The 19476-nt window shown below is 42.2% G+C and carries 25 protein-coding genes; 10 read left to right on the top strand and 15 right to left on the bottom strand.

The annotated features are described in order from the left end of the window. Nucleotides 1-108 precede the first annotated feature (108 nt). The gene (locus V7K61_RS21080) at nucleotides 109-555 is read right to left on the bottom strand and encodes a Fur family transcriptional regulator (protein WP_099102549.1); all 447 of its coding nucleotides are present in this window, start codon (nucleotides 553-555) and stop codon (nucleotides 109-111) included. A 662-nt stretch (nucleotides 556-1217) separates the two neighbouring features. Between V7K61_RS21080 and V7K61_RS21075 the strand changes: the two genes are divergently transcribed. Next, complete coding sequence (locus tag V7K61_RS21075; protein ID WP_292817316.1) at nucleotides 1218-1688, top strand: CRR6 family NdhI maturation factor; 471 nt, start codon at nucleotides 1218-1220, stop codon at nucleotides 1686-1688. Nucleotides 1689-1943: 255 nt separating this feature from the next. Here V7K61_RS21075 and V7K61_RS21070 read toward each other — a convergent pair whose 3' ends face one another. Continuing rightward, nucleotides 1944-2903 carry a glycosyltransferase family 9 protein gene (locus tag V7K61_RS21070; protein ID WP_335056188.1) on the bottom strand — a complete coding sequence of 320 codons (960 nt, stop codon included), beginning with the start codon at nucleotides 2901-2903 and terminating at the stop codon, nucleotides 1944-1946. Between the two features lie 69 nt (nucleotides 2904-2972). On the opposite strand from V7K61_RS21070, the gene ispD reads away from it, so the two are divergent. From ispD to V7K61_RS21055, 3 genes are all read left to right on the top strand, one after another. Further along, nucleotides 2973-3656 (top strand): 2-C-methyl-D-erythritol 4-phosphate cytidylyltransferase, encoded by a 684-nt coding sequence (ispD, locus tag V7K61_RS21065; RefSeq protein WP_335056186.1) that lies wholly within the window; start codon nucleotides 2973-2975, stop codon nucleotides 3654-3656. Nucleotides 3657-3879: 223 nt separating this feature from the next. Continuing rightward, entirely contained in the window at nucleotides 3880-4422 is a 543-nt protein-coding gene (gene scpB, locus V7K61_RS21060) for an SMC-Scp complex subunit ScpB (RefSeq protein ID WP_094347413.1), read from the top strand. 285 nt (nucleotides 4423-4707) lie between these two features. Next, nucleotides 4708-5055 carry a DUF760 domain-containing protein gene (locus V7K61_RS21055; protein WP_094347414.1) on the top strand — a complete coding sequence of 116 codons (348 nt, stop codon included), beginning with the start codon at nucleotides 4708-4710 and terminating at the stop codon, nucleotides 5053-5055. Nucleotides 5056-5152: 97 nt separating this feature from the next. On the opposite strand, the gene V7K61_RS21050 is transcribed toward V7K61_RS21055, so the two are convergent. Beyond that, nucleotides 5153-6361: an HhoA/HhoB/HtrA family serine endopeptidase gene (locus V7K61_RS21050; protein WP_335056184.1), complete on the bottom strand. Its 1209-nt coding sequence runs from the start codon at nucleotides 6359-6361 to the stop codon at nucleotides 5153-5155. Nucleotides 6362-6661: 300 nt separating this feature from the next. Here V7K61_RS21050 and V7K61_RS21045 point away from each other — a divergent pair, with 300 nt between their 5' ends. After that, nucleotides 6662-7561, top strand: coding sequence for a LysM peptidoglycan-binding domain-containing M23 family metallopeptidase (locus tag V7K61_RS21045; protein ID WP_335056182.1), 900 nt, complete (start codon nucleotides 6662-6664; stop codon nucleotides 7559-7561). A gap of 85 nt (nucleotides 7562-7646) precedes the next feature. On the opposite strand, the gene V7K61_RS21040 is transcribed toward V7K61_RS21045, so the two are convergent. The 3 genes from V7K61_RS21040 to V7K61_RS21030 are packed head-to-tail and all read right to left on the bottom strand — an operon-like array spanning nucleotide 7647 to nucleotide 9355. Beyond that, nucleotides 7647-8681 (bottom strand): isochorismatase, encoded by a 1035-nt coding sequence (locus V7K61_RS21040; protein ID WP_335056180.1) that lies wholly within the window; start codon nucleotides 8679-8681, stop codon nucleotides 7647-7649. Between the two features lie 60 nt (nucleotides 8682-8741). Next, nucleotides 8742-9026, bottom strand: coding sequence for a type II toxin-antitoxin system RelE/ParE family toxin (locus tag V7K61_RS21035; RefSeq protein ID WP_335056178.1), 285 nt, complete (start codon nucleotides 9024-9026; stop codon nucleotides 8742-8744). Continuing rightward, nucleotides 9023-9355 carry a hypothetical protein gene (locus V7K61_RS21030; protein ID WP_335056176.1) on the bottom strand — a complete coding sequence of 111 codons (333 nt, stop codon included), beginning with the start codon at nucleotides 9353-9355 and terminating at the stop codon, nucleotides 9023-9025. Before V7K61_RS21030 ends, V7K61_RS21035 begins: the two co-directional genes overlap by 4 nt. Nucleotides 9356-9378: 23 nt before the next feature. Here V7K61_RS21030 and V7K61_RS21025 point away from each other — a divergent pair, with 23 nt between their 5' ends. Further along, nucleotides 9379-10272 carry a pentapeptide repeat-containing protein gene (locus tag V7K61_RS21025; RefSeq protein ID WP_335056174.1) on the top strand — a complete coding sequence of 298 codons (894 nt, stop codon included), beginning with the start codon at nucleotides 9379-9381 and terminating at the stop codon, nucleotides 10270-10272. 271 nt (nucleotides 10273-10543) lie between these two features. Here V7K61_RS21025 and V7K61_RS21020 read toward each other — a convergent pair whose 3' ends face one another. The 4 genes from V7K61_RS21020 to V7K61_RS21010 are packed head-to-tail and all read right to left on the bottom strand — an operon-like array spanning nucleotide 10544 to nucleotide 11113. Next, on the bottom strand, nucleotides 10544-10675 hold the full coding sequence (locus tag V7K61_RS21020) for a hypothetical protein (protein ID WP_335056172.1): 132 nt from the start codon (nucleotides 10673-10675) through the stop codon (nucleotides 10544-10546). Beyond that, entirely contained in the window at nucleotides 10659-10796 is a 138-nt protein-coding gene (locus V7K61_RS21015; protein WP_335056170.1) for a type II toxin-antitoxin system RelE family toxin, read from the bottom strand. The genes V7K61_RS21020 and V7K61_RS21015 overlap by 17 nt, the downstream gene beginning before the upstream one ends. A 27-nt stretch (nucleotides 10797-10823) precedes the next feature. Continuing rightward, nucleotides 10824-10919 (bottom strand): type II toxin-antitoxin system RelE family toxin, encoded by a 96-nt coding sequence (locus tag V7K61_RS34185; protein WP_442936342.1) that lies wholly within the window; start codon nucleotides 10917-10919, stop codon nucleotides 10824-10826. Further along, entirely contained in the window at nucleotides 10916-11113 is a 198-nt protein-coding gene (locus V7K61_RS21010) for a DUF2281 domain-containing protein (RefSeq protein ID WP_179065931.1), read from the bottom strand. Before V7K61_RS21010 ends, V7K61_RS34185 begins: the two co-directional genes overlap by 4 nt. Nucleotides 11114-11468: 355 nt before the next feature. On the opposite strand from V7K61_RS21010, the gene ispG reads away from it, so the two are divergent. Together ispG and ctpC are read left to right on the top strand one after the other, a co-directional pair. Further along, the gene (gene ispG / locus V7K61_RS21005; protein WP_335056167.1) at nucleotides 11469-12695 is read left to right on the top strand and encodes a (E)-4-hydroxy-3-methylbut-2-enyl-diphosphate synthase; all 1227 of its coding nucleotides are present in this window, start codon (nucleotides 11469-11471) and stop codon (nucleotides 12693-12695) included. A gap of 211 nt (nucleotides 12696-12906) precedes the next feature. Then, nucleotides 12907-14190 carry a carboxyl-terminal processing protease CtpC gene (gene ctpC, locus V7K61_RS21000; RefSeq protein WP_335056165.1) on the top strand — a complete coding sequence of 428 codons (1284 nt, stop codon included), beginning with the start codon at nucleotides 12907-12909 and terminating at the stop codon, nucleotides 14188-14190. A 78-nt stretch (nucleotides 14191-14268) separates the two neighbouring features. Here ctpC and V7K61_RS20995 read toward each other — a convergent pair whose 3' ends face one another. The 3 genes from V7K61_RS20995 to V7K61_RS34180 all read right to left on the bottom strand — a co-directional run bounded on the left by V7K61_RS20995 (nucleotide 14269) and on the right by V7K61_RS34180 (nucleotide 15103). Then, nucleotides 14269-14454: a DDE transposase family protein gene (locus tag V7K61_RS20995; protein ID WP_335056163.1), complete on the bottom strand. Its 186-nt coding sequence runs from the start codon at nucleotides 14452-14454 to the stop codon at nucleotides 14269-14271. A gap of 260 nt (nucleotides 14455-14714) precedes the next feature. Beyond that, nucleotides 14715-14939 carry a DUF6887 family protein gene (locus V7K61_RS20990; RefSeq protein ID WP_335056161.1) on the bottom strand — a complete coding sequence of 75 codons (225 nt, stop codon included), beginning with the start codon at nucleotides 14937-14939 and terminating at the stop codon, nucleotides 14715-14717. Further along, on the bottom strand, nucleotides 14921-15103 hold the full coding sequence (locus tag V7K61_RS34180; protein ID WP_322728555.1) for a DUF6888 family protein: 183 nt from the start codon (nucleotides 15101-15103) through the stop codon (nucleotides 14921-14923). Before V7K61_RS34180 ends, V7K61_RS20990 begins: the two co-directional genes overlap by 19 nt. 243 nt (nucleotides 15104-15346) lie before the next feature. Between V7K61_RS34180 and V7K61_RS20985 the strand changes: the two genes are divergently transcribed. Beyond that, a complete protein-coding gene (locus V7K61_RS20985; protein ID WP_335056159.1) occupies nucleotides 15347-15547 on the top strand; it encodes a DUF6887 family protein in 201 nt (66 codons plus the stop codon). Nucleotides 15548-15629: 82 nt separating this feature from the next. On the opposite strand, the gene V7K61_RS20980 is transcribed toward V7K61_RS20985, so the two are convergent. Together V7K61_RS20980 and V7K61_RS20975 are read right to left on the bottom strand one after the other, a co-directional pair. Next, nucleotides 15630-17357, bottom strand: a complete 1728-nt coding sequence (locus tag V7K61_RS20980) for a succinate dehydrogenase/fumarate reductase flavoprotein subunit (RefSeq protein WP_335056157.1) — start codon at nucleotides 17355-17357, stop codon at nucleotides 15630-15632. A gap of 239 nt (nucleotides 17358-17596) precedes the next feature. Beyond that, a complete protein-coding gene (locus tag V7K61_RS20975) occupies nucleotides 17597-17914 on the bottom strand; it encodes a hypothetical protein (protein WP_099102821.1) in 318 nt (105 codons plus the stop codon). 665 nt (nucleotides 17915-18579) lie between these two features. On the opposite strand from V7K61_RS20975, the gene V7K61_RS20970 reads away from it, so the two are divergent. After that, nucleotides 18580-19404: a hypothetical protein gene (locus V7K61_RS20970; protein WP_335056155.1), complete on the top strand. Its 825-nt coding sequence runs from the start codon at nucleotides 18580-18582 to the stop codon at nucleotides 19402-19404. Nucleotides 19405-19476: the final 72 nt, after the last annotated feature.

Genomic DNA, 19476 nt, shown 5'->3' with positions numbered 1-19476 from the left:
ACAAGAGGCAGAGGTGCAAAGGGGCAGAGGAGAAAAACTTACTGCAACTTCTCCCCTGCTCCCCTGCTCCCCTGCTCCCCTGCTCCCCTGCTCCCCACTCCCCAACCCCTATCCCTCCTGCGGATTGCGGTAGCCAAAAAAGTTAATACTGTACTCAGTAATCCGCACTCCTGTTTCTTCTTCAATTTTGCGGATCAAATCTTCTGGTAGTTCCACATGAACATCAAGAATTTGATTTGTATCCACACAGTTTATATGACTGTGAGAGTCACTGATATTGCCGTACAAACGCCCATCACAGCGTTCAATACACTCAATGATGCCTTGACTGGATAATGCTTCTAAATTTTGATAAACAGAGGTATGGCCGATCTCTTTGCCTTGGTGGTTCAAGCGATCGTAAATCTCTCTTGCTGCAAGATGTTCATTTGCTTGCCAAAGTAATTCCAGAATAAAGCGACGCTGACGACTGACGCGCATACCCAGGATTTGGCAGCGCTCAAGTGCATCTTCTAAAGAACGAATTGGTCTTGTAGTAATTGTTTGTTTTTGCATATTACAGCTTGTTAACTGTTGAGGGAATATTCCCATCTAAATGTTTATTGGTTATTTAATATATGCAATCATATTGCACGCTGCTGTTTTACCTGCACTTATGTTTTGGCTTTTGATGCTGTGGAAGTGACAGGTGGCGATAATGATTTTTTTTGGTTGTTGACGGCTACTTTCTCAGACCTTAATCTAAAACAAACTCATTACAACTTTAACTTAAAATTGCCGTAAATGTCCACCTTGGGGCAGGCATTGCCTTACCCAAGTAGGCTAATTCTAATGGCGTACCATATTAATCGTGTAGTAATTATTTAGTTAAAGGCGAGTAATTATAGCAACGATCAAAGTAACATTTAACTTGAGTAAAAATCGCTGAAGTGAGTAGCCATAGCCAGTGGCTCATATCAGGGCTAGTAACTGGATGTATATTTGTTATAACTAGCGAAAATTCAGTAAAAGTATCAAATAAATTTAAGCAGTTCAGACTTGTGTCTAAATCTTGTGTAGGTTGACGAAATTATCAGCAAAAAAGTATCAGTAAATACTAATTGATTTGTGAAGAAAACTTTGTGCTATTAAAAGTCAATGTAGCGTCAATCCCTGAAAGCTGCTACTGTATATTCTCGATCCTACAGTTGAGCATCAAGAAAGTGGCTGCTGAATCAATGACAATTGCGATCGCACTCAATAATGACTTCATTAACAATCTGGATTTGTCGCCTGCGTCAACGGTGATTGAAAAACTGCTGCAAGATGGGGTTGTATCCTATGAACAGCAGCTACGCTTTGATATCAATTACAATCTCGAACCTGGCGATCCGCGGGAACTTTCAGAAATTCCAGAGGTGCGCCTGTGGTTTGTGCGCCTAGATGCCAAATATCCCTGGTTGCCATTTTTACTAGATTGGAAAGCTGGAGAATTTGCTCGTTATGCCGCCATGCTTGTACCACACCAGTTTAGTTCCCAAGAAGGTATTCAGTACAATCCTGAAGCCTTAGAGATATTTTTGATGCATAAAATCTTTATCTTAGGCGATTGGCTCAAACAACAAGACATCCCCAGCCTCTCGCGCCTAAAGTCCATGGCCCAAATGCTGGGTTATGAATTAGATGATGCTTTTTTTGGGATATTTTGAGAAGAAAGAATTCAGGAGTCAGGAGCCAGAATTCAGTATGAATTCTGATAGCGTAGCGGTAGCGAGTTTACGAGCGTCACTAAAAAGCGGACTTCTGCATGAGCGCTCAGTCGAACGCTAAATCAATGGCATTTATTGCACCCCCATAAAATCTATGATTTTGTGGTCAACTTTCGTAATAGCGGATCTGAATCTCCCACTTTCTGATTCTGACTTCTGAATTCTGACTTCTGACTTCTTCAAAAAATTACTGGTTTAGCCACCCCAAATTTTCTCTAAAACTGCGTTTGGTGAAATATCCGCTGTTTTTCCTGTGAGGGATTCAATAGCCAGGAATTTATCGTTTTTCGGCAACAACTTAGCCGGATCGCTGGGGCCCAAGATGGCAATGGTATAGGTTTGAACTGCAACACTTAGTTGTAGTGCCGCACTATCAGTCGATAACATCAAATTTGCCCCAGCAATTATGGCAGTTAACTTACCAATATCATCTGGGGCAGTCACCTTGATATCTGGAGAAGACTCCAGAAGCGATCGCACAAACTGCTCATCATCAACTCCCTTAATAACAACCACAGGTAAATCCGGTTGCTTTTGTTGGAAGGCTTGAATAATTTGCTGCCAATTTTCGACAGGGTAGATTTTATCCAGTTCTTTAGCCTGGGATAACTGGCCAGAACCGCCATGAATCAAGATATAGCCTGTTTCATGAACCCCTAAACGTTTTTGTTCCTTTTGTGCCCATTCAATATCTGGTTTGGGCACATTTACTGCTAACTCTGGGACAGGGCTATTTATTTCCAACGGTTGCAGCAAATCGTGGTATACTTCCGCCGCATATTGGGATGGTTTGAAAGGCACAGCATGGGTAAGAAAACCCGATCCTTTGCCTTGGTAGCCAATACGTATAGGAATTCCCGTCAACCAGAGTAAAAGACCAAGCAACCAATTTTGCTTAACAGTAATGACAACATCGTATTCGCGATCGCGAATCGTCCCCACTAAGTTACCCCAATCTGCCAGACTGTTACGGTCATTAAAATCAAAGTTCAGCACCTCGTGAACTGACTTGCTCACTCGGTAGGCAGCCTTTGACCGGGGTTCAACAAAGACATCTATCTGAGCGTTAGGGTAATGGCGCTTCAGGTCATCTAGAGTCGGAAAGAAGAGAACTTGGTCGCCAATTCCGCCAGGTACAAGGGCTACTACTCGCATAATATTTATTGACGCTTACTCGCTCCCTATTTTAGGGGAAAATATATAGCTTAAAGATTGAGGAATTCTGTGTATTTACTAATTCCAGCTGCGGGAATCGGAAAAAGAATGGGTAGTAACCGCAATAAACTCCTGCTAAAAGTGCGATCGCAACCAATTATTGCTTGGACTTTATTAGCCGCAGAAGCCGCCACTACAATCAGTTGGATCGGGATTATTTCTCAGTCTAGCGATTGGCCAGAGTTCAATGCAATTCTCGCCGATCTGAAGCTGACTAAACCAGTGGAATTGATTCAAGGTGGCTCCACCCGCCAAGAATCTGTTTACAATGGCTTGCAATCTCTGCCTATAGACGCAGAACAAGTGTTGATTCACGATGGTGCTAGATGCCTGGCCACACCAGATTTGTTTAACTCTTGTGCCGAGGCCATTCGCCACTGTCCCGGTTTAATTGCTGGTGTACCCGTCAAAGACACCATCAAAGTTGTTGATGGACAAGGCATAATTCAAGATACACCCGACAGACGACAACTATGGGCGGCACAAACTCCCCAAGGATTTGATGTCAAGTTGTTGAAACAGTGCCATGCTGAAGGAGTCCGTCAAGGTTGGGAAGTAACAGACGATGCTGCTTTATTTGAAAAGTGCGGCATCGAAGTCCGAATTGTCGAGGGAGAGGAGACAAATTTAAAAGTGACCACTCCACAAGATTTAGCGATCGCAGAATTTATTCTCACAAGTAGAGGCTTTTGAAGAGGCAGAGGGGCAGAGGGGCAGGGGAGCAGGGGAGAATAATTAATAACCAATGCCCAATGCCCAATACCCAATGCTCAATACCCAATGCCCAATGCCCAATTTGAAATAGTCAACAAATATTTTGACAATTTAGGATATAATGCCACACACTTGTTGATTGTTAGTTGTCATGTACTAATGACCAATGACTAATAACCAATGACTAACGACTAATGACTAAATGATTACAGCCACAGCGACGAAGATAGAAGCAATTCTCTATTTAAAGGGTAAACCCTTGTCGCTCGGCGAAATCGCCGAGTATGCCGCGTGCGATCGCGCCACTGTCAAAGAAGGCATAATTGAACTCATGGACAATTATGCTCACCGAGATAGTGCCCTAGAGGTAATAGAAACCCCAGATGGTTATAGTTTGCAACTCCGGTCTGACTTTCACGATTTAGTGCAAACGATGATACCAGTGGAATTGGGTGTAGGTGCATTACGGACTTTAGCCGCGATCGCTCTTAATAGTCCGATACTTCAGAGTGACCTGATTAACCTGCGCGGTTCGGGAGTATATCAACACGTTCCAGAACTCGTCGAACTTGGTTTCATCCGCAAGCGCCGAGACAGCGATTCTCGCTCCTACTCACTCCAAGTAACCCCAAAATTCCATCAGTATTTCCAAATCGAACAACTCCCGCAAATACTTTCTACCAGTCAGAAGGAAGAACAATTAGAACTAGAACTAGAACTAAAGGCAGTGGCGAGTGGGGAGTAAAGAAGGGAATAGGGTACAGGTTACAGCGTGCAGATTATTCCCTATAACCCAATACGGTTCAGATAAGCCCAAAACCCTCATGTAGAGACGCGATTTATCGCGTCTTCAAAGACCAAGTACCTACACCAATAAACCCTTAACTGAACCGTATTGCCCTATAACCTGTCATCTGTCATCTCTCCCCTAATCACACTCCCTTCCTCTAGACTTATACCCGTGGTGAATGCGCTAGCCTTGTACTATGGTTTAGAGTAGAGTTAGCAATTAAGCTAAATAAAACTGCCAATGGTGTTTAATCCTGACTTTTTGAATGACAACTCCGAGGAACACCCTAATCAACTTCTTTCCGACCACTCTGAGGAATACCCTAATCAGTTACTCAAATATCTACAGCATCAGTCTCCTGATGTTTTAGCTAGGGTTGCTCAGTCCGCCAGCCCCGAAATTAAACAAATCATCTCGCAAAATGTCCAAGGGCTAGTGGGAATGCTCCCCGCGGAAAATTTCAACGTGCAAATCACAACAGATCGGGAGAACTTAGCTGGGCTTCTAGCATCAGCCATGATGACAGGGTATTTTCTGCGCCAGATGGAACAAAGAATGCAGTTAGAGCATTTGTCTAATGGCCAATAATTAATAGTCAGTAGTCAAACATTCTGGAACTATTGACCAAATAATTACTAATTCGTAATTCGGAATGACGCTTTCTAGGAATTACGAATTATTTTGACTACTTCTTTTCAGGATAAGCTGCTGATTGTACTTTGAAGGTTTGAACCTTACCGCTACGGTTGACTTCGAGAGCTATTATGTCTCCAACTTTGCTAGACTCTACCAGCCTCTGAACTTGGGCTGAAGTTTTGACTGGTTTCCCGTTAAATTTTTGAATCACGTCTCCAGGAAGCAGTCCTCCACGCTTGGCTGGGGAATCATCTGTGACTCCTTTAATCACAATTCCAGCATCCTGCTGAATGTTTAGTTGATTTTCTTGATTAATCTGCTGTTTTCTGATGGGAGAAAGGTCTGCCATTTCAACACCCAAGAAGGGATGTTCTACACGCCCTTTAGTAAAAAGTTCATTAGCGATGCGGGCGGCGGTTTCAATGGGGATGGCGAAACCGAGTCCTTGAGCATCAGCGCGGATGGCAGTGTTAATACCAATAACTTCGCCTTGGGCGTTTAATAAGGGGCCACCAGAATTACCAGGATTAATTGCGGCATCAGTTTGGATAAAGCTGACTCGTTTATCTGGGACACCAACTTGAGTGCTAGTGCGATCGGTAGCACTGATGATGCCGATAGTAACAGTATTATCTAAACCCAGAGGATTGCCAATAGCGATCGCCCATTGTCCCGGCACCAGGTTTTGCGAATTGCCCAGTTTCACTGTCGGCAAACCATTCGCGTTTATTTTTACCACCGCCACATCTGTCACAGAATCAACTCCTACCACCTTCCCTTCTAGACTCCGACCATCTTTGAGGGTAACTTGTACTGTATCTGTATCTGCCACTACATGAGCGTTGGTGAGTAATTCCCCATCTTCGCTCAAAATAAATCCCGATCCTGTACCGCGTTCAATGCGTTCTTCAGGAATTGGTTGATCATCCTCTCCAAAGAATCGCCGCAAGAGGGGATTTTTCAAAGCGTCAGAGATGGGATTGGCTACTTTGCGAGTGGCATTAATTCGCACTACAGCCGGGCCAACTTTTTGCACTGCCGTTGCAATAAAATTCACGTTGTCGCCACCAGTAGCTCCAATCGCTCCGTTAGGAGAATTCGGAACTACGGATTCTGGAGGCGAAGCCATTGTTACATTTTTTAACTGTTGGAACGAGCGATTTTGGGGAATGAGATAGCGACTGCCAAACAAACCTGCACTACCGCCAATTACCAGTAAAAACACATAAACCGCCAGTTGCTTTAAGGATAACTTCATAATTGTTTTGCTCAATAACAGCAATGCAGTTGCTAATTTCTAAGTGTAGTCAAGCGAACGGCAAGTGGACAGATCAATTTATGAGAAATTGGGGATTGGGGACTGAGGACTAGGAGATCGGAACTGGGAACTAAGAAATAGGGACTGGGGACTAGGAGATCGGAAGTGGGAACTAAGAAATAGGGACTAGAAAAGAGTTTTCTAATATTCAATACCCAATACCCAATACCCAATACCCAATCCCCAGTCCCCACTCTTCCCATCTAAAATCTAAAGTTAATGCGCTCTTGACCTGTGTACATGACTTTACCCTTTCGTCAACTGTTTCTCTGTAGCTTAGTTAGCGCCTTGGGCCTAGTAAGCATACTGGCATACTCAAACTCAAACAGTGCTAACGCTGCTGTGGGTGGTTGCTCAACTCCAGCCTTATCTCGCTTCCAACGCCATAAAGTTGTTCGTGGCGAAACTTTGGAGAGTATAGCGCAGCGCTACAATCTCATTCCGACAACTATTATTGGCATGAATCCAGCTTTGCAGAACGGTGCAACTGCCGCCGTTGGTAGTGTGCTTCAGATTCCTCCCTACAATGGGATTGTAGTCGAAGTACCCCGCGGTCAAACTTGGCGACAAGTGGCGGCACAATATAAAGTTCGTGCTGATAGCCTGTTTGAGGTGAATGGCTGCCAACAAAACCCCAGAGTTGTGTTTGTTCCAGGGGTAAATTGGTCGCCCAATGGTGTTGTAACTAAGTCCCCTTTACCTACTGATGCAGGTACACCAAACCGTGCATCCTTGTCTGGATATCCCTTGGCACAAGTGGCAACTGTAGGATTAGCTTACGGCTGGCAAATTAATCCTGCGACAAGTGAAGTTTTCTTCCACAGTGGTGTTGACTTATTATCACCAGTTGGTACTAATGTGTTAGCGATCGCACCTGGAACCGTAGCCTTTGCCAGCGATCAAGGTTCTTATGGCAAGTTGGTTATTATTAACCACAGTGGCGGACTCCAAAGCCGCTACGCCCAGCTTGACAGCATCAAAGTTACTATTGGACAGCAAGTGAAAAAAGGAGACCTACTAGGAACAGTAGGCACTAGTGGAAAACCAACATCCACTCAACCGCATCTCCATTTTGAAGTGCGTTCTAGCTCTTCTCTGGGTTGGGTAGCGCAAGATCCCAAGGGTTATTTGAAGAAATGAGGTTTGTTTTGAAACGCAGAGGATCGCAAAGGAAATCTCTGTGTTCCTCTGCGAAACCTTTGCGAAACCTTTGCGATCCTTTGCGTTAAATAAAGGATGCTATATTTTCGCTAGATTTTACGATGTGCATTCCTGCCTCTGCAAATCTTGCAAATGCCGCATCTGCCTGTTCTGTGTAGTCCACAATACCGGGAACAACAACAGGCGAAGTAGAATCTTCTAGCAAATAGATTTTTTGAGCAAGGGTGGCATCTACCTGTTTAATTTCTGTTAATAAATCGTCAATTGTCCAAGCGACGCAATGACTTTTAGCTTGACCACCAATAATTACTGCATCATATTCTAAAAGTTGTTTAATCAGGCGCGTGTTCTTTTGAGCAAGTGGACGTTGTTCAAAATCTTCTAACACCTCTGGACGTAAGATGGAATAGTTTTCTGTTAAAGGATTTTCACCTTTGATTTCAAATTGCGTTTGACTCTGACGCGCAATGCCGTGGAAAAATATCGCTTCTTCTACTGATGAAACTAAAGCATGACCAATACCACCCAACATAGAATGATAAGGCCAAACAGTGAGGGGATATTTCCCATCTTGACTAAGTTTTTTAAGGTAATGGTAAGCGTGTTTTTCTAATAATTCATAATCCCCATTCGTAACACTGTTAGCAACTGCTGGGTTGACTTTCCAAATACCTTGTTCAATATCTGCTGGTGTGATGCTAGTCGCTGCTGGTGTGGGATGTTCTCCGGCAGCATTCACCCAAAAGATTGGATGGAATATTTGCGTTGCTGTGTGAGTATCTAGAGTTGGTATAATTTTCGTGATTATTCCCAAGTTTCGATAGATAAACTCACATAATCTGACGTTATCATCCACCGCCGCATTCCCGGATTTTCCACCTACAAATAATTCAAATTCAGGGATACAGAAGGTGTTTTGGACATCAATTAACAGTAGGCAAATACGAGTTTTATCTAAAGATGCAGGTTTAATATCCTGTTGTTTTGCCCAGATTTCAGCATCAGCGGCACGTTCTTGGTAAGGTACGCGCCAGACTTTGCCCACTTCTTCAGGGTTATAGTGTGGAGGAATGGGTAGTTGTATTATTTGGGTGTTCATCTAAAATCTGTACTTATTTTCTAATTATTAGGCTTGACTTAGTTAAAAATAATGCTGAATTTAGTAAACGTCATCGTGGGAACCTAAAGTTAGCAACAAAATTTCTTCCTCTCCTGATTCAGTATTTGTAACAAATTTAAATAAAATCCGATTCCGATAATCAATTGAACATGAGTATCTACCCGATGAATCACCTTTTAACTTGTGACTACGTAAACTGAGTTGAAATGGGTCTTCAGCGATTTGTTGTAATACTTGCTCAATTTGAGAACGTAACTCAGGATTTTTCTTGACTAGACGCTTAAAAGCACGAATAAAAGTCGGACTCCAAACCAAGTTTTTCACTCGTCTAACTCCGCCATCAAATCTGCAACTGAACCACGCCGGACATTACCTTGAGCATAATCACTCTCTGCTTGCGCGATTTCTTTTAAAAGGTCATCCCGTCGTTGTTGCTTGAGGCGCTTTTGGATAATATCTACAAGAATAGCCTGAGCTTCTGGATCTAATGCTTCTACTGCTTCTATGGCTTTCTGGAATGTAGATGTTTTTTCTAGCATGGGAGTTAAAGCATTTGGTGATAAGTCTAATTTAGCTGGTGGTAGAGGCGATCGCTCCTCATTTTCCTTCCTTAATAGTATATTTGTATTATTAAATAAATTTAGCGTTAGCAAAGCTTAACGAAGTTATCACTCTTATGAATCGAGATCAATTACTCAAACGCTATGCCGCAGGTGAGAGAGATTTTTCAGGAGTTGACCTAAGTGGTGTCAAACTAAAAGGTGTTGAGTTGTATGGTGTCAACCTCAGCAAGGCGAATTTAAGTAATGTCAATTTAGGCTATGCTGACATCATTTCTAGCAATTTGCAAGAAGCTAACCTAAGTGGAGTAAACCTAGATCATACTCGCATTGATGAATGCAATTTAACAGGTGCTAACTTAAGAGCTATGGATGCATTTCAGTCATCTTTTATAGGTTCTAATTTAACTGGTGCTGATTTGAGTCAAGCTCTATTAAGAGAAATTGGGTTGCAGGGTGTAAATCTCAGTGATACTAACTGGGAAAAAGCAAATATTGATAGTTGGTTTGTAGTCGAATTTAAGCATTACTTGAAAAAAGTTTATCTTAAGCGTACTGTTTTATATGTTGATGATACCAATGAAATAAATAACTGTGAAGCAAATTTAACTGACGCTATTTACTATAATTCTCGTGGTTTTAAAGACACAGCAGCAAATGATCCACCAGGTGTAATTCGCATATATCCCAGTGCTGACTTAAGTAGACTAGATTTTAGCGGTTGTAATCTCAGGAATCTTGACTTGCAAGGTGTAAATCTGAGTGGCAGTAATTTAAGAGGTGCTAACTTAATACACACAGACTTAAGGAATGCTAACCTCACAAATACAGACTTGCGAGATACTTATTTGAGATATACAGACTTGCAGGGCGCTATTTTCTGCAACAATATCATGCCAGAAAAGAGAATTGAAGAAAATCAACTACATAACGTTGAAGATCCTGAAGAGATTGATTATATATTAGATTTAGATAATGACGAATTAACTTTTGATGATGACGATCAATAATTTATTCACCATTTGTATTAATTTCCATCACTTACACCTATGAGGCTTAGGAATTGGATACTCACAGAGTATAGTTGTAATTAAAGCTGCACTATCAGGAATTGAGTGAATTACAAGTATTGCAGATTGGGTCATGGAGTTCCTAGATTATAAGTAATATTGATAACTCAGTAATAAGGTGATCGCTTCCTTAAGCTTTCCTACTGAACGTTGCGCGATCGCTTTTCATCTTCCTTAATTAATAGTACTTTTGTATTATAAAAACATAAATTTAGCGCTCGCTGTCATCCCAACTTCGCAACATCACCAACCGTCGATCTAACCACTCATCTGTAAACCAACCATAGCGTTTTTGCACATTTGGGATGCTCCCGATTTTTAGTTGTTCACAATCTATAAACATCACTACGATGCTTTACTTTGACCACTGTGACTAATAATAAACCATCTTGTATTTCGTAAATAATTCGATATTTTCCCAATCTGACTCTATATAAATTATCAGAACCTTCTAATTTTTTCACACCATCAGGACGAGGCTCAAAAGCAAGTTATTCCAATTTAGCAACTATTTTTTGTTGAACATCATAAGGTAATTTTTTAATCTGTCTTTTTGCAACCGGAGCAATTTCTACTTCGTAACTCACAAACCTAATTCCGTTTTGAGTTCACCCAAGGAAATCGTACCAACCTCTTGTGCTTCTTTTAATGCAGCTTTTGCATCTTCTAAATCTTCTTTATCTTCTTTGGCTTTCAAAAAAAGTAAAAAGTCCAGAACCTCGTATACAATTTCTTCTGGTACATTTTCTATCTCTTCAATTATTTTCTGTTTGGCATTCATAAATTCCGCTTTATGCTAGTTGACTATATTATAAAATAATGGTTATTGAAGTCTTGCTAACTCAAGTAAGAAATTGCGATGCCTGTGGCGGGCTACGCCAACGCACTTCATCATTCAAGACATCGTACTGTGGGTAGTGAGAAAAGCTGACGCAGTTGATCGTATATGAGAATGGGAAAGCGATCGCTCCTTAGCATTCACAAGAGAAAAGCGATCGCTCTTGATCTGTTGTGCTGTGTTATTGTCTGATTTTTTTCTATCTAATCACCCAAAGAGCCACCACCTGTGGCAATCTGGGAAACAGAGATTTATTAAATCTGATATTTGAGCAACAGCAAATTTACCTAATCAGGTTATGCAAACTCTGCCCACAGTAAACACTTCAAGCATCACATCAACTCCAGCCACCTTTGATACAACTATCAAGCGGCGTAAAACCCGTCCTGTAAAGGTGGGAAATGTCACCATTGGCGGCGGCTACCCCGTTGTAGTCCAGTCCATGATTAACGAAGACACTCTTGATATTGATGGTTCCGTAGCTGGTATTCGTCGTCTGCACGAAATTGGCTGCGAAATTGTCCGCGTCACAGTGCCGAGTATGGCTCATGCGAAAGCTTTAGCAGAAATTAAACAAAAATTAATTAAAACTTACCAAGACGTGCCCATTGTGGCTGATGTCCATCACAACGGGCTAAAAATCGCTGTGGAAGTTGCCAAGCACATAGAGAAAGTACGGATTAATCCGGGCTTGTATGTGTTTGAAAAGCCAAACATCAATCGAACTGAATATACTAAAAGCGAATTTGACGAAATTGGCGATAAAATCCGCGAAACCTTAGAACCTCTGGTAGTTTCTTTGCGCGATCAAGGAAAATCGATGCGGATTGGGGTAAATCACGGTTCTCTTGCAGAGAGAATGCTATTTACCTACGGTGACACCCCCGAAGGAATGGTGGAATCCGCTATAGAATTCATCCGCATCTGTGAATCTTTGGATTTCCGCAACTTGGTAATTTCCATGAAAGCCTCACGAGTCCCGGTGATGGTAGCCGCCTATCGCCTCATTGCCAAACGCATGGATGAACTGGGTATGGATTATCCATTACATTTAGGCGTTACAGAAGCCGGTGATGGCGAATACGGGCGAATTAAATCCACGGCTGGTATTGCCACCTTACTTGCTGATGGCATTGGCGATACAATTCGCGTCTCACTCACAGAAGCACCTGAAAAAGAAATTCCCGTCTGTTACAGCATTCTCCAAGCTTTGGGATTGCGAAAAACGATGGTGGAATACGTCGCTTGTCCTTCCTGTGGACGCACTTTGTTTAACCTAGAAGAAGTGCTGCACAAAGTCCGGGAAGCCACTAAACACCTAACTGGACTAGACATTGCAGTTATGGGTTGCATTGTCAATGGCCCCGGAGAAATGGCCGATGCCGACTATGGCTATGTTGGCAAAACTCCTGGTTATATTTCTTTGTATCGTGGTCGAGAAGAAATTAAAAAAGTCCCAGAAGACAAAGGTGTAGAGGAATTAATTAACCTCATTAAAGCAGATGAACGCTGGGTAGAACCTTAAAGGGAGCAAGGGGGCAGGGGGGCAGAGGAGCGGGGGAGCAGGGGAAGAATAAGTAATACCCAATCCCCAATCCCTAGTCCCCAACCCCCCAATTTGCCAGATTGTCAAGTATTTTGTTTAAATTAAGAATACATACTCGGTCTGTACAGTGGTAGCCTGTGTTAGATTGAGCATACTGACTATAAATTTTCCCTCTGACGCAGCTGTCATTATGGTGATTACAAAAAGTAGGCTTGTTTTGGGTGCTACGGCAGTTACACTCTCCACGATCGCTGTTACAAGCCTTGGCATTCATTCGCGAGGTCAGGCTTTATTTAAAGCAAGTCCTAAAGAATTAGTAGATGAAGTTTGGCAAATTGTTCAGCGCCAATATGTTGACGGTACTTTTAATCAGGTAGATTGGCAGGCTGTTCGTAAGGAATACTTGAGCAAGTCCTACAGTAATCCACAGGATGCGTATAAGTCCATTCGGGAAATGCTGAAAAAGCTAGAAGACCCCTACACCCGATTTATGGACCCATCGGAATTCAAAAATATGCAGGTGGATACCTCTGGAGAATTGACAGGGATTGGAATCACCATTAGTCAGGATGAAAAAACCAAGCAATTGGTTGTAATTGCGCCAATCGAAGATACACCAGCCTTTAAAGCTGGTGTTTTGGCAAAAGATATCATCCTCAAAATTGACGGCAAAGATACTAAGGGGATGGATACCAATCAGGCAGTATCCTTGATTAGAGGTGAAGCAGGATCTCAAGTCAGCTTGACTATTCAACGTGACGGTAAGACAAAACAGTTTGACATCAAACGGGCGCGCATTGAAATCCATCCAGTTAAGTTTTCTCAAAAGAAAACCCCAGCCGGAAATCTTGGCTACATCCGCTTGAACCAGTTTAGCGCCAATGCTGGTAAAGAAATGCAAATTGCCATCAAAGATTTAGAAAGCAAAAAGGTAGCTGGATATATCCTTGATTTGCGTGGTAATCCTGGTGGCTTACTTTTCTCCAGTGTCGATATTGCCCGGATGTGGATAGATAAAGGTAAGATTGTCTCCACTGTTGAACGCCAAGGAGAGGCAGAAAAGGAAGAGGCAAACGGACGAGCCTTGACAACTAAACCATTGGTGGTGCTGGTAGATAAAGGTTCAGCTAGTGCCAGTGAAATCCTCTCAGGGGCTTTGCAGGATAATAAGCGTGCTACTTTGGTCGGTACTCAAACATTTGGTAAGGGACTAGTGCAATCGGTGCGTCCCCTGGAAGATGGCTCAGGATTAGCGGTGACAATTGCTCATTACTATACTCCCAATGGTACAGATATCAATCACAAAGGCATTTCGCCAGATGTGAAGGTGGATTTGAGCAAAAAGCAGATGGAGGATTTGTGGCTCCATGAACGTGACAAACTCGCGACTCTTGCAGACCCTCAATTCGCTAAAGCGGTGGAAGTGATAGGTAAAAAAATTGCTGCTCAGGGGACACCTACAGCAGAAAAATGAAGAGTTAGGAATAAAGTTAGGAGTGAATAGTGAGGAGTTAGGAATAAAGTCCATCGCTGTCAACTTCTAACTACTAACTTAAACTGGTTTGCACTTTCCAGCCCTAATAAGTCCGATACGTCGAGCGATCGCTTCTTCTTGCGAACTAAAAGGCCCCCACTGTTCTATAATTTCTAGATTATCGTCGCCAACTTGGTCGGTGGGGATAATTTCACAGTTTCCAGCAGAGCGCTTGACAATATACCAAGTTTGTGATCCGTTCATATTTTAAATAAAAATCTTGTTTTTATAGTCAGAATTTTACTGCATACAGAAAATATCTTCGCACTTACTGCTAAATCCTACATTCTGTAGGTGCGATCGTAGAACTCTGTAGCTTTTTTGCTGACCAATTATATCTTGGATGCTTGAGGATAGTTCCTGTTGCTCACCCTAACTTCAATAGTTTTCCTTTGTCAATTCGTTACGAATTTACGCAAAGCTTTACTAAGCCTGAATTTAAACTATGGACGATAGATAGGCAATCACTCAGTTCGATTGAGTTTCTCTAATAGAAGAGCTTCTACCTCACTCTCAGGATTTTCAAGATCGAAAGGATAAGGATGTTGTGTAGAGAAGTCAGAACGACTCATCAAAACTTGTAATGCAGCCCGAAACGCTTCTTCGTTATTTCTATGTTCTGAAATATATCGTTTTATTTCAGTATTGGTCATCTGGTTGAGGTTTTGCATCATAGAACAAATTTCCAATTCCCATCTTGATCAATTATGACTGAAATCTCATCGTTCAAACCAGCTTGTATATAAAGCGTTTTCAGCTTTTGGTCGTAGCGGAAAACCTGGATAGGCTGATACAGATTAGAAAGTAACTGACAAAGGAATATCGCTGTATCCGATTGTTTCTGTGTTGGCATAAGGTTATATGGCAGCTGAGATTTTATATATAAATGTGTTACTCCTTTATAAAGAGAGTGAGCATACAAGCATATATTACGGTGCCAGTTATCAGAATACCTAATCCCATTTACAAGAGGCTTCAAGCCCTGGCTGTGCGTTTCGAGGATACACCCATTACTGTTATTGAGAAAGTTATTGAATGAATATGAGGCACGTTACCAGCCTCAGCAAGTTTCTGAAACCGAGAATTATAGAGAACTATGAATAAGGTAAACTATGCAGCAATGAGCGACCAAGAGCTAAAGAGTTACTTTCTCACCCACAGAGATGATAAGGAAGCTTTTTATGCTTATATGGATAGACGAAAATCTCGTCATCGTGATGCTGCAATAAAATTAAATGATCCGGCTTGGGAAGAAAAAATAACAGATGTAATTCAAAAACTATTAGGCTCTGATTGATAACTTAATCATTTCATATTTTTAATCGAGGTGGACAAAATTTTTGTAATCACCTCGATTTCTCACATAAATTTATCTTTGGCTAATACTTCCGCTCTTTTGGCTCAAACATAGTAATCGCCACCGGTCGATATTGAATATCAATTCCCGCGGGTGAATAGTAAGCCATTGTGTGTTTGAGAAAGTTGCTATCATCTCGCTCAGAATAATCTTCGCGGAAATGAGCGCCACGACTTTCTTGGCGATTTAGGGCTGATGCCAAAATGGTCTGCCCTACTACCATCAAACTTCGCAATTCTAAAGCTTCCACGAGTTCCGTATTCCAGCAAGTACCTTTGTCATCCAAATAAATTTGAGGGTATTTTTGTTGTATTTCTTCTAATTTCTGCAACCCTTCAGTCATTAATGCCTCAGTGCGGAAAACACCGCAGTACTCAGTCATACAATCCTGAAAAGCTTCACGGACTTGGTTAATGCGGTACTGTCCTGGTTGTTCTAACAAAGCTTGAATTTGTTGCTGGGCTTCTGTTACATACCGTTGCTCATCTACAGAAGGCAACTTACGTTTTTGCACAAATTTGGCGATCGCAGCCCCAGTTCTCTTACCATAAACGACACATTCCAGCAGTGAATTACTCCCCAAACGATTAGCACCATGTACGGAAACACAAGAAGTCTCACCCGCCGCAAAAAAAGCATCAACTAAACCATCGCCACTACTACGAACTTGACCATCAGTGTTAACTGGTATACCACCCATACAATAGTGAATTGTCGGGCGGACTGGCATCGGTTGAGTTACCGCGTCAACGCCTACCAAGCGATGGGCTTCTTCCCAGCAGAAGGGAACGCGACTCATAATTTTTTCTTTGCCCAGATGGCGTAGATCCAGATAGACAAAGGGGCCGCCAGCACTGCCATCAAGATGAATACCACGTCCAGCGCGAATTTCGTAAGCGATCGCTCGTGAGGTAATATCACGAGGAGCTAGTTCCATCCGACTGGGTGCATAATTCGCCATAAAGCGATCGCCTTCACTATTAATCAGATACGCCCCTTCGCCCCGTACCGCTTCTGAAATTAGCACTCCTACTGGATATAAACCAGTAGGATGAAACTGCACAAATTCCATATCTTCCAGAGGCAAACCTGCGATCGCAGTCATTGCCAAACCATCACCCGAAGAAGCGTAATCATTAGAGGTAGTATTATAAACGCGACCATAGCCCCCTGTGGCAAACATCACCGCCTTAGCCCGCACCACCTCTATATGTCCATCCAAAAGGTGGAACATCACCACACCCTTGGCCTCATTCTCTTCCAAAATGAGACGCATCACGTACCACTCTTCATAAACTTGCACCCCATAACGCCGCAAATTGTTAACCAATTCGTGCAAAATCGCGTGACCAGTTTTGTCAGCAGCGTAACAAGTGCGGTTGTGGGAATGTCCGCCAAAAGCCCGTTGGGCAATGCGCCCATCGGGTAAGCGAGAGAACAAAACCCCCATGTGTTCCAAGTCAATCACCACACCCGGCGCTTCTTGGGTGAGAATTGCTACAGCATCTTGGTCTGCCAAATAATCAGAACCCTTGACAGTATCAAAAGCGTGTGCTTCCCAACTATCTTCGGAATCAACATTTTTCAGCGATGCAGCCATACCACCTTGAGCTGCAACCGAGTGAGAACGAATTGGGTGGGTTTTGGCAACCACAGCAATATTTAAACTAGGGTCAGTGCGGGCAATTTCTACAGCAGCGCGACATCCCGCCAATCCACCCCCGACAATAATCACATCGTGTTCCAGCATAATTAGCCCCCTGATTGCAAACCACTGCTGTTCTATTGTAGAGAGGTGATTAATCAGCTAGTGCGTTGTAACAGTAGCATCTCTACAAAAAAATTCCCTGCCTACAGACAGGGACGTTATAACAAATTTTTAAATTAGGAGTGAAAAGTTAAAAACAAAGAGTTATGGCACAAATAGAGTGACTTATAACTCTTGTACAGACGCGATTAATCACGTCTCTACTCATAACTCCTAACTCTTTAGCTAGTTGCTTGTACAGGTTGTTGTTGAGACACATTACCTGGTATAGGTTCCATTTTGGTTCCCGGCCCTACAGGACTAACTTCAATATGATTTAACAAGGTAGTGACAAACGCAAACAACAAGAAAGGTAGCGATAGCAGAACGACAAGACCCGCTGTTGCTAAAGCGTACACAGGCCGCTTGGCACCCATCAGCGCTAAAGCTGATGCCAAACTTAGGGTAATCGTAATCAACCAAACAATTATTTGACCGTAGATATCACCGAAAGTCAGGGTACAGACAAACCGATACTTTTGAATATTATTTTCGCTCATCACATTTGCCTCCAGTCTCTCCTAATAGGTTCTACGTTAGAACTATGTTTGCCTTCTAGGCAATTTCTAAATATTTTTGCAAGCTTCGTAATATCACTTCACAATCTAGCTGCCTTTGGCGCTAAGACAGCTATGCTAAAAAACTTCTTCTCTGCATTAGGAGAGGTTGCGATCGCCTCCTTAACAAATACTATCTTGGTTTTAAGCAAAGAGACTATTTGTCATCTATCAAATTAAGGATATTTAAAATAAATATATCAATTTTATTTAGGAGTTGCTGAAAATTGCAACCCACAAATCCCCGATTTTGTAAAAGTTGTTGGGTATCTTGCAATACGGTTCGGTTAAGGTTTATTTTATGAAAATTATTGATCGCCAAAGATGCGATAAATTGCCGTATATACGAAACTGATTATTGTAGAGACGGGGATTCATCGCGTCTCTTGCCTGAACCGAACAGTATTGGGGTATCTTGTTTCTGACAAGTTATTTAGGATTGCTATAGAATTTAATTTTTTGCTAGTAAATATTAATTAGAGAAATCAAGTAAAGTCAGAATGCAAAAACCGATTTTTTGATGTTAAATTTTGAATATTGCCCAAATTTGTTGATTTAAATCAACAAAAATCTTTATTTTTCGCGGCAACATTGTTTTAGGAGTGAACGTGAATACTATTTTTTTTCGTAAAGGTGTTTTTTGGTTGCCAAGTATAGCTGCTCTTGCATTCCTGAGTAGCGGTTTATCTGCAAGCGCCCAGACAGTAAACAAGTCGAGTAATCAGCCATTAACCGAACCTTCCGCAACCGTAGCGTCTCCCAAAGAGTTTAGCCAAAATCTCTCTACAGAAACAACTGAAACTTTTACAGTCACAAATTTAACTAAGGTAGAGCAACTGCCCAACACTGCGATACAAGAAAACGCCAGTGTAACACCCATACCCGTTCCAGGCACAGTGGCGACCTCATCTGCAACGCTTACCTCTGAGTCTGTACAACCGACTTCTCAAACGACTGCTCAACCATCTGCGACAAGAGTGGCGCAATCGGATATTGATTTAGGTAGAACTACCCGTGGTGGTAGTAGCTATCTTGGGATCGCTGCTAACATTGGTTTGAGCGGTGGTGACACGTCTTTGGGCGACGGTAATTTCGCAGTAGTTAGCAAAATCGGACTGACAAATTCTATATCAGTGCGACCCTCAGCCATATTTGGGGATAACACCACAGTTCTACTTCCGATCACCTACGATTTTACCTTCAAATCAGCAGATGCTTTTAGCGAACCATTAGCGATCGCACCTTACGTCGGAGTGGGTGCAGCTTACAAAACTGGTGATGATTCAAAATTTGCCTTTTTGGTGTCTGGTGGCATTGATGTGCCGCTAACTTCTCAATTTACGGCAACAGCTGCTATCAATGCCGGATTTTTCGATCAAACTGATGTGGGCTTTTTGTTAGGAGTTGGTTATAACTTCAGTGGAATTAAATAGTTAAGAGTTAGGAGTTAGGAGTTAGGAGTTATTAAGATTCAATTATTAAATTTATAACTCATCACTCCTAAC

Origin of the sequence: Nostoc sp. (assembly GCF_036918015.1) — a bacterium.
Taxonomy (GTDB): domain Bacteria; phylum Cyanobacteriota; class Cyanobacteriia; order Cyanobacteriales; family Nostocaceae; genus Nostoc.
The sequence above is the reverse complement of the archived record's forward strand: the minus strand, read 5'-3'. Positions and strand labels throughout refer to the sequence as shown.

What these genes read in the sequence shown, in the direction of transcription:
- scpB (WP_094347413.1), top strand. Translation starts at nt 3,880, where the DNA reads ATGATTACAGCCACAGCGACGAAGATAGAAGCAATTCTCTATTTAAAG.
- ispG (WP_335056167.1), top strand. Translation starts at nt 11,469, where the DNA reads ATGCAAACTCTGCCCACAGTAAACACTTCAAGCATCACATCAACTCCA.
- V7K61_RS21040 (WP_335056180.1), bottom strand. Translation starts at nt 8,681, where the DNA reads ATGAACACCCAAATAATACAACTACCCATTCCTCCACACTATAACCCT.
- V7K61_RS21045 (WP_335056182.1), top strand. Translation starts at nt 6,662, where the DNA reads ATGACTTTACCCTTTCGTCAACTGTTTCTCTGTAGCTTAGTTAGCGCC.
- V7K61_RS20975 (WP_099102821.1), bottom strand. Translation starts at nt 17,914, where the DNA reads ATGAGCGAAAATAATATTCAAAAGTATCGGTTTGTCTGTACCCTGACT.
- ctpC (WP_335056165.1), top strand. Translation starts at nt 12,907, where the DNA reads ATGGTGATTACAAAAAGTAGGCTTGTTTTGGGTGCTACGGCAGTTACA.
- V7K61_RS21010 (WP_179065931.1), bottom strand. Translation starts at nt 11,113, where the DNA reads ATGAATGCCAAACAGAAAATAATTGAAGAGATAGAAAATGTACCAGAA.
- V7K61_RS34180 (WP_322728555.1), bottom strand. Translation starts at nt 15,103, where the DNA reads ATGCCAACACAGAAACAATCGGATACAGCGATATTCCTTTGTCAGTTA.
- V7K61_RS21080 (WP_099102549.1), bottom strand. Translation starts at nt 555, where the DNA reads ATGCAAAAACAAACAATTACTACAAGACCAATTCGTTCTTTAGAAGAT.
- V7K61_RS21070 (WP_335056188.1), bottom strand. Translation starts at nt 2,903, where the DNA reads ATGCGAGTAGTAGCCCTTGTACCTGGCGGAATTGGCGACCAAGTTCTC.
- V7K61_RS20985 (WP_335056159.1), top strand. Translation starts at nt 15,347, where the DNA reads ATGAATAAGGTAAACTATGCAGCAATGAGCGACCAAGAGCTAAAGAGT.
- V7K61_RS20995 (WP_335056163.1), bottom strand. Translation starts at nt 14,454, where the DNA reads ATGAACGGATCACAAACTTGGTATATTGTCAAGCGCTCTGCTGGAAAC.
- V7K61_RS21055 (WP_094347414.1), top strand. Translation starts at nt 4,708, where the DNA reads ATGGTGTTTAATCCTGACTTTTTGAATGACAACTCCGAGGAACACCCT.
- V7K61_RS21075 (WP_292817316.1), top strand. Translation starts at nt 1,218, where the DNA reads ATGACAATTGCGATCGCACTCAATAATGACTTCATTAACAATCTGGAT.
- V7K61_RS21025 (WP_335056174.1), top strand. Translation starts at nt 9,379, where the DNA reads ATGAATCGAGATCAATTACTCAAACGCTATGCCGCAGGTGAGAGAGAT.
- V7K61_RS21050 (WP_335056184.1), bottom strand. Translation starts at nt 6,361, where the DNA reads ATGAAGTTATCCTTAAAGCAACTGGCGGTTTATGTGTTTTTACTGGTA.
- V7K61_RS20980 (WP_335056157.1), bottom strand. Translation starts at nt 17,357, where the DNA reads ATGCTGGAACACGATGTGATTATTGTCGGGGGTGGATTGGCGGGATGT.
- V7K61_RS21020 (WP_335056172.1), bottom strand. Translation starts at nt 10,675, where the DNA reads ATGTTTATAGATTGTGAACAACTAAAAATCGGGAGCATCCCAAATGTG.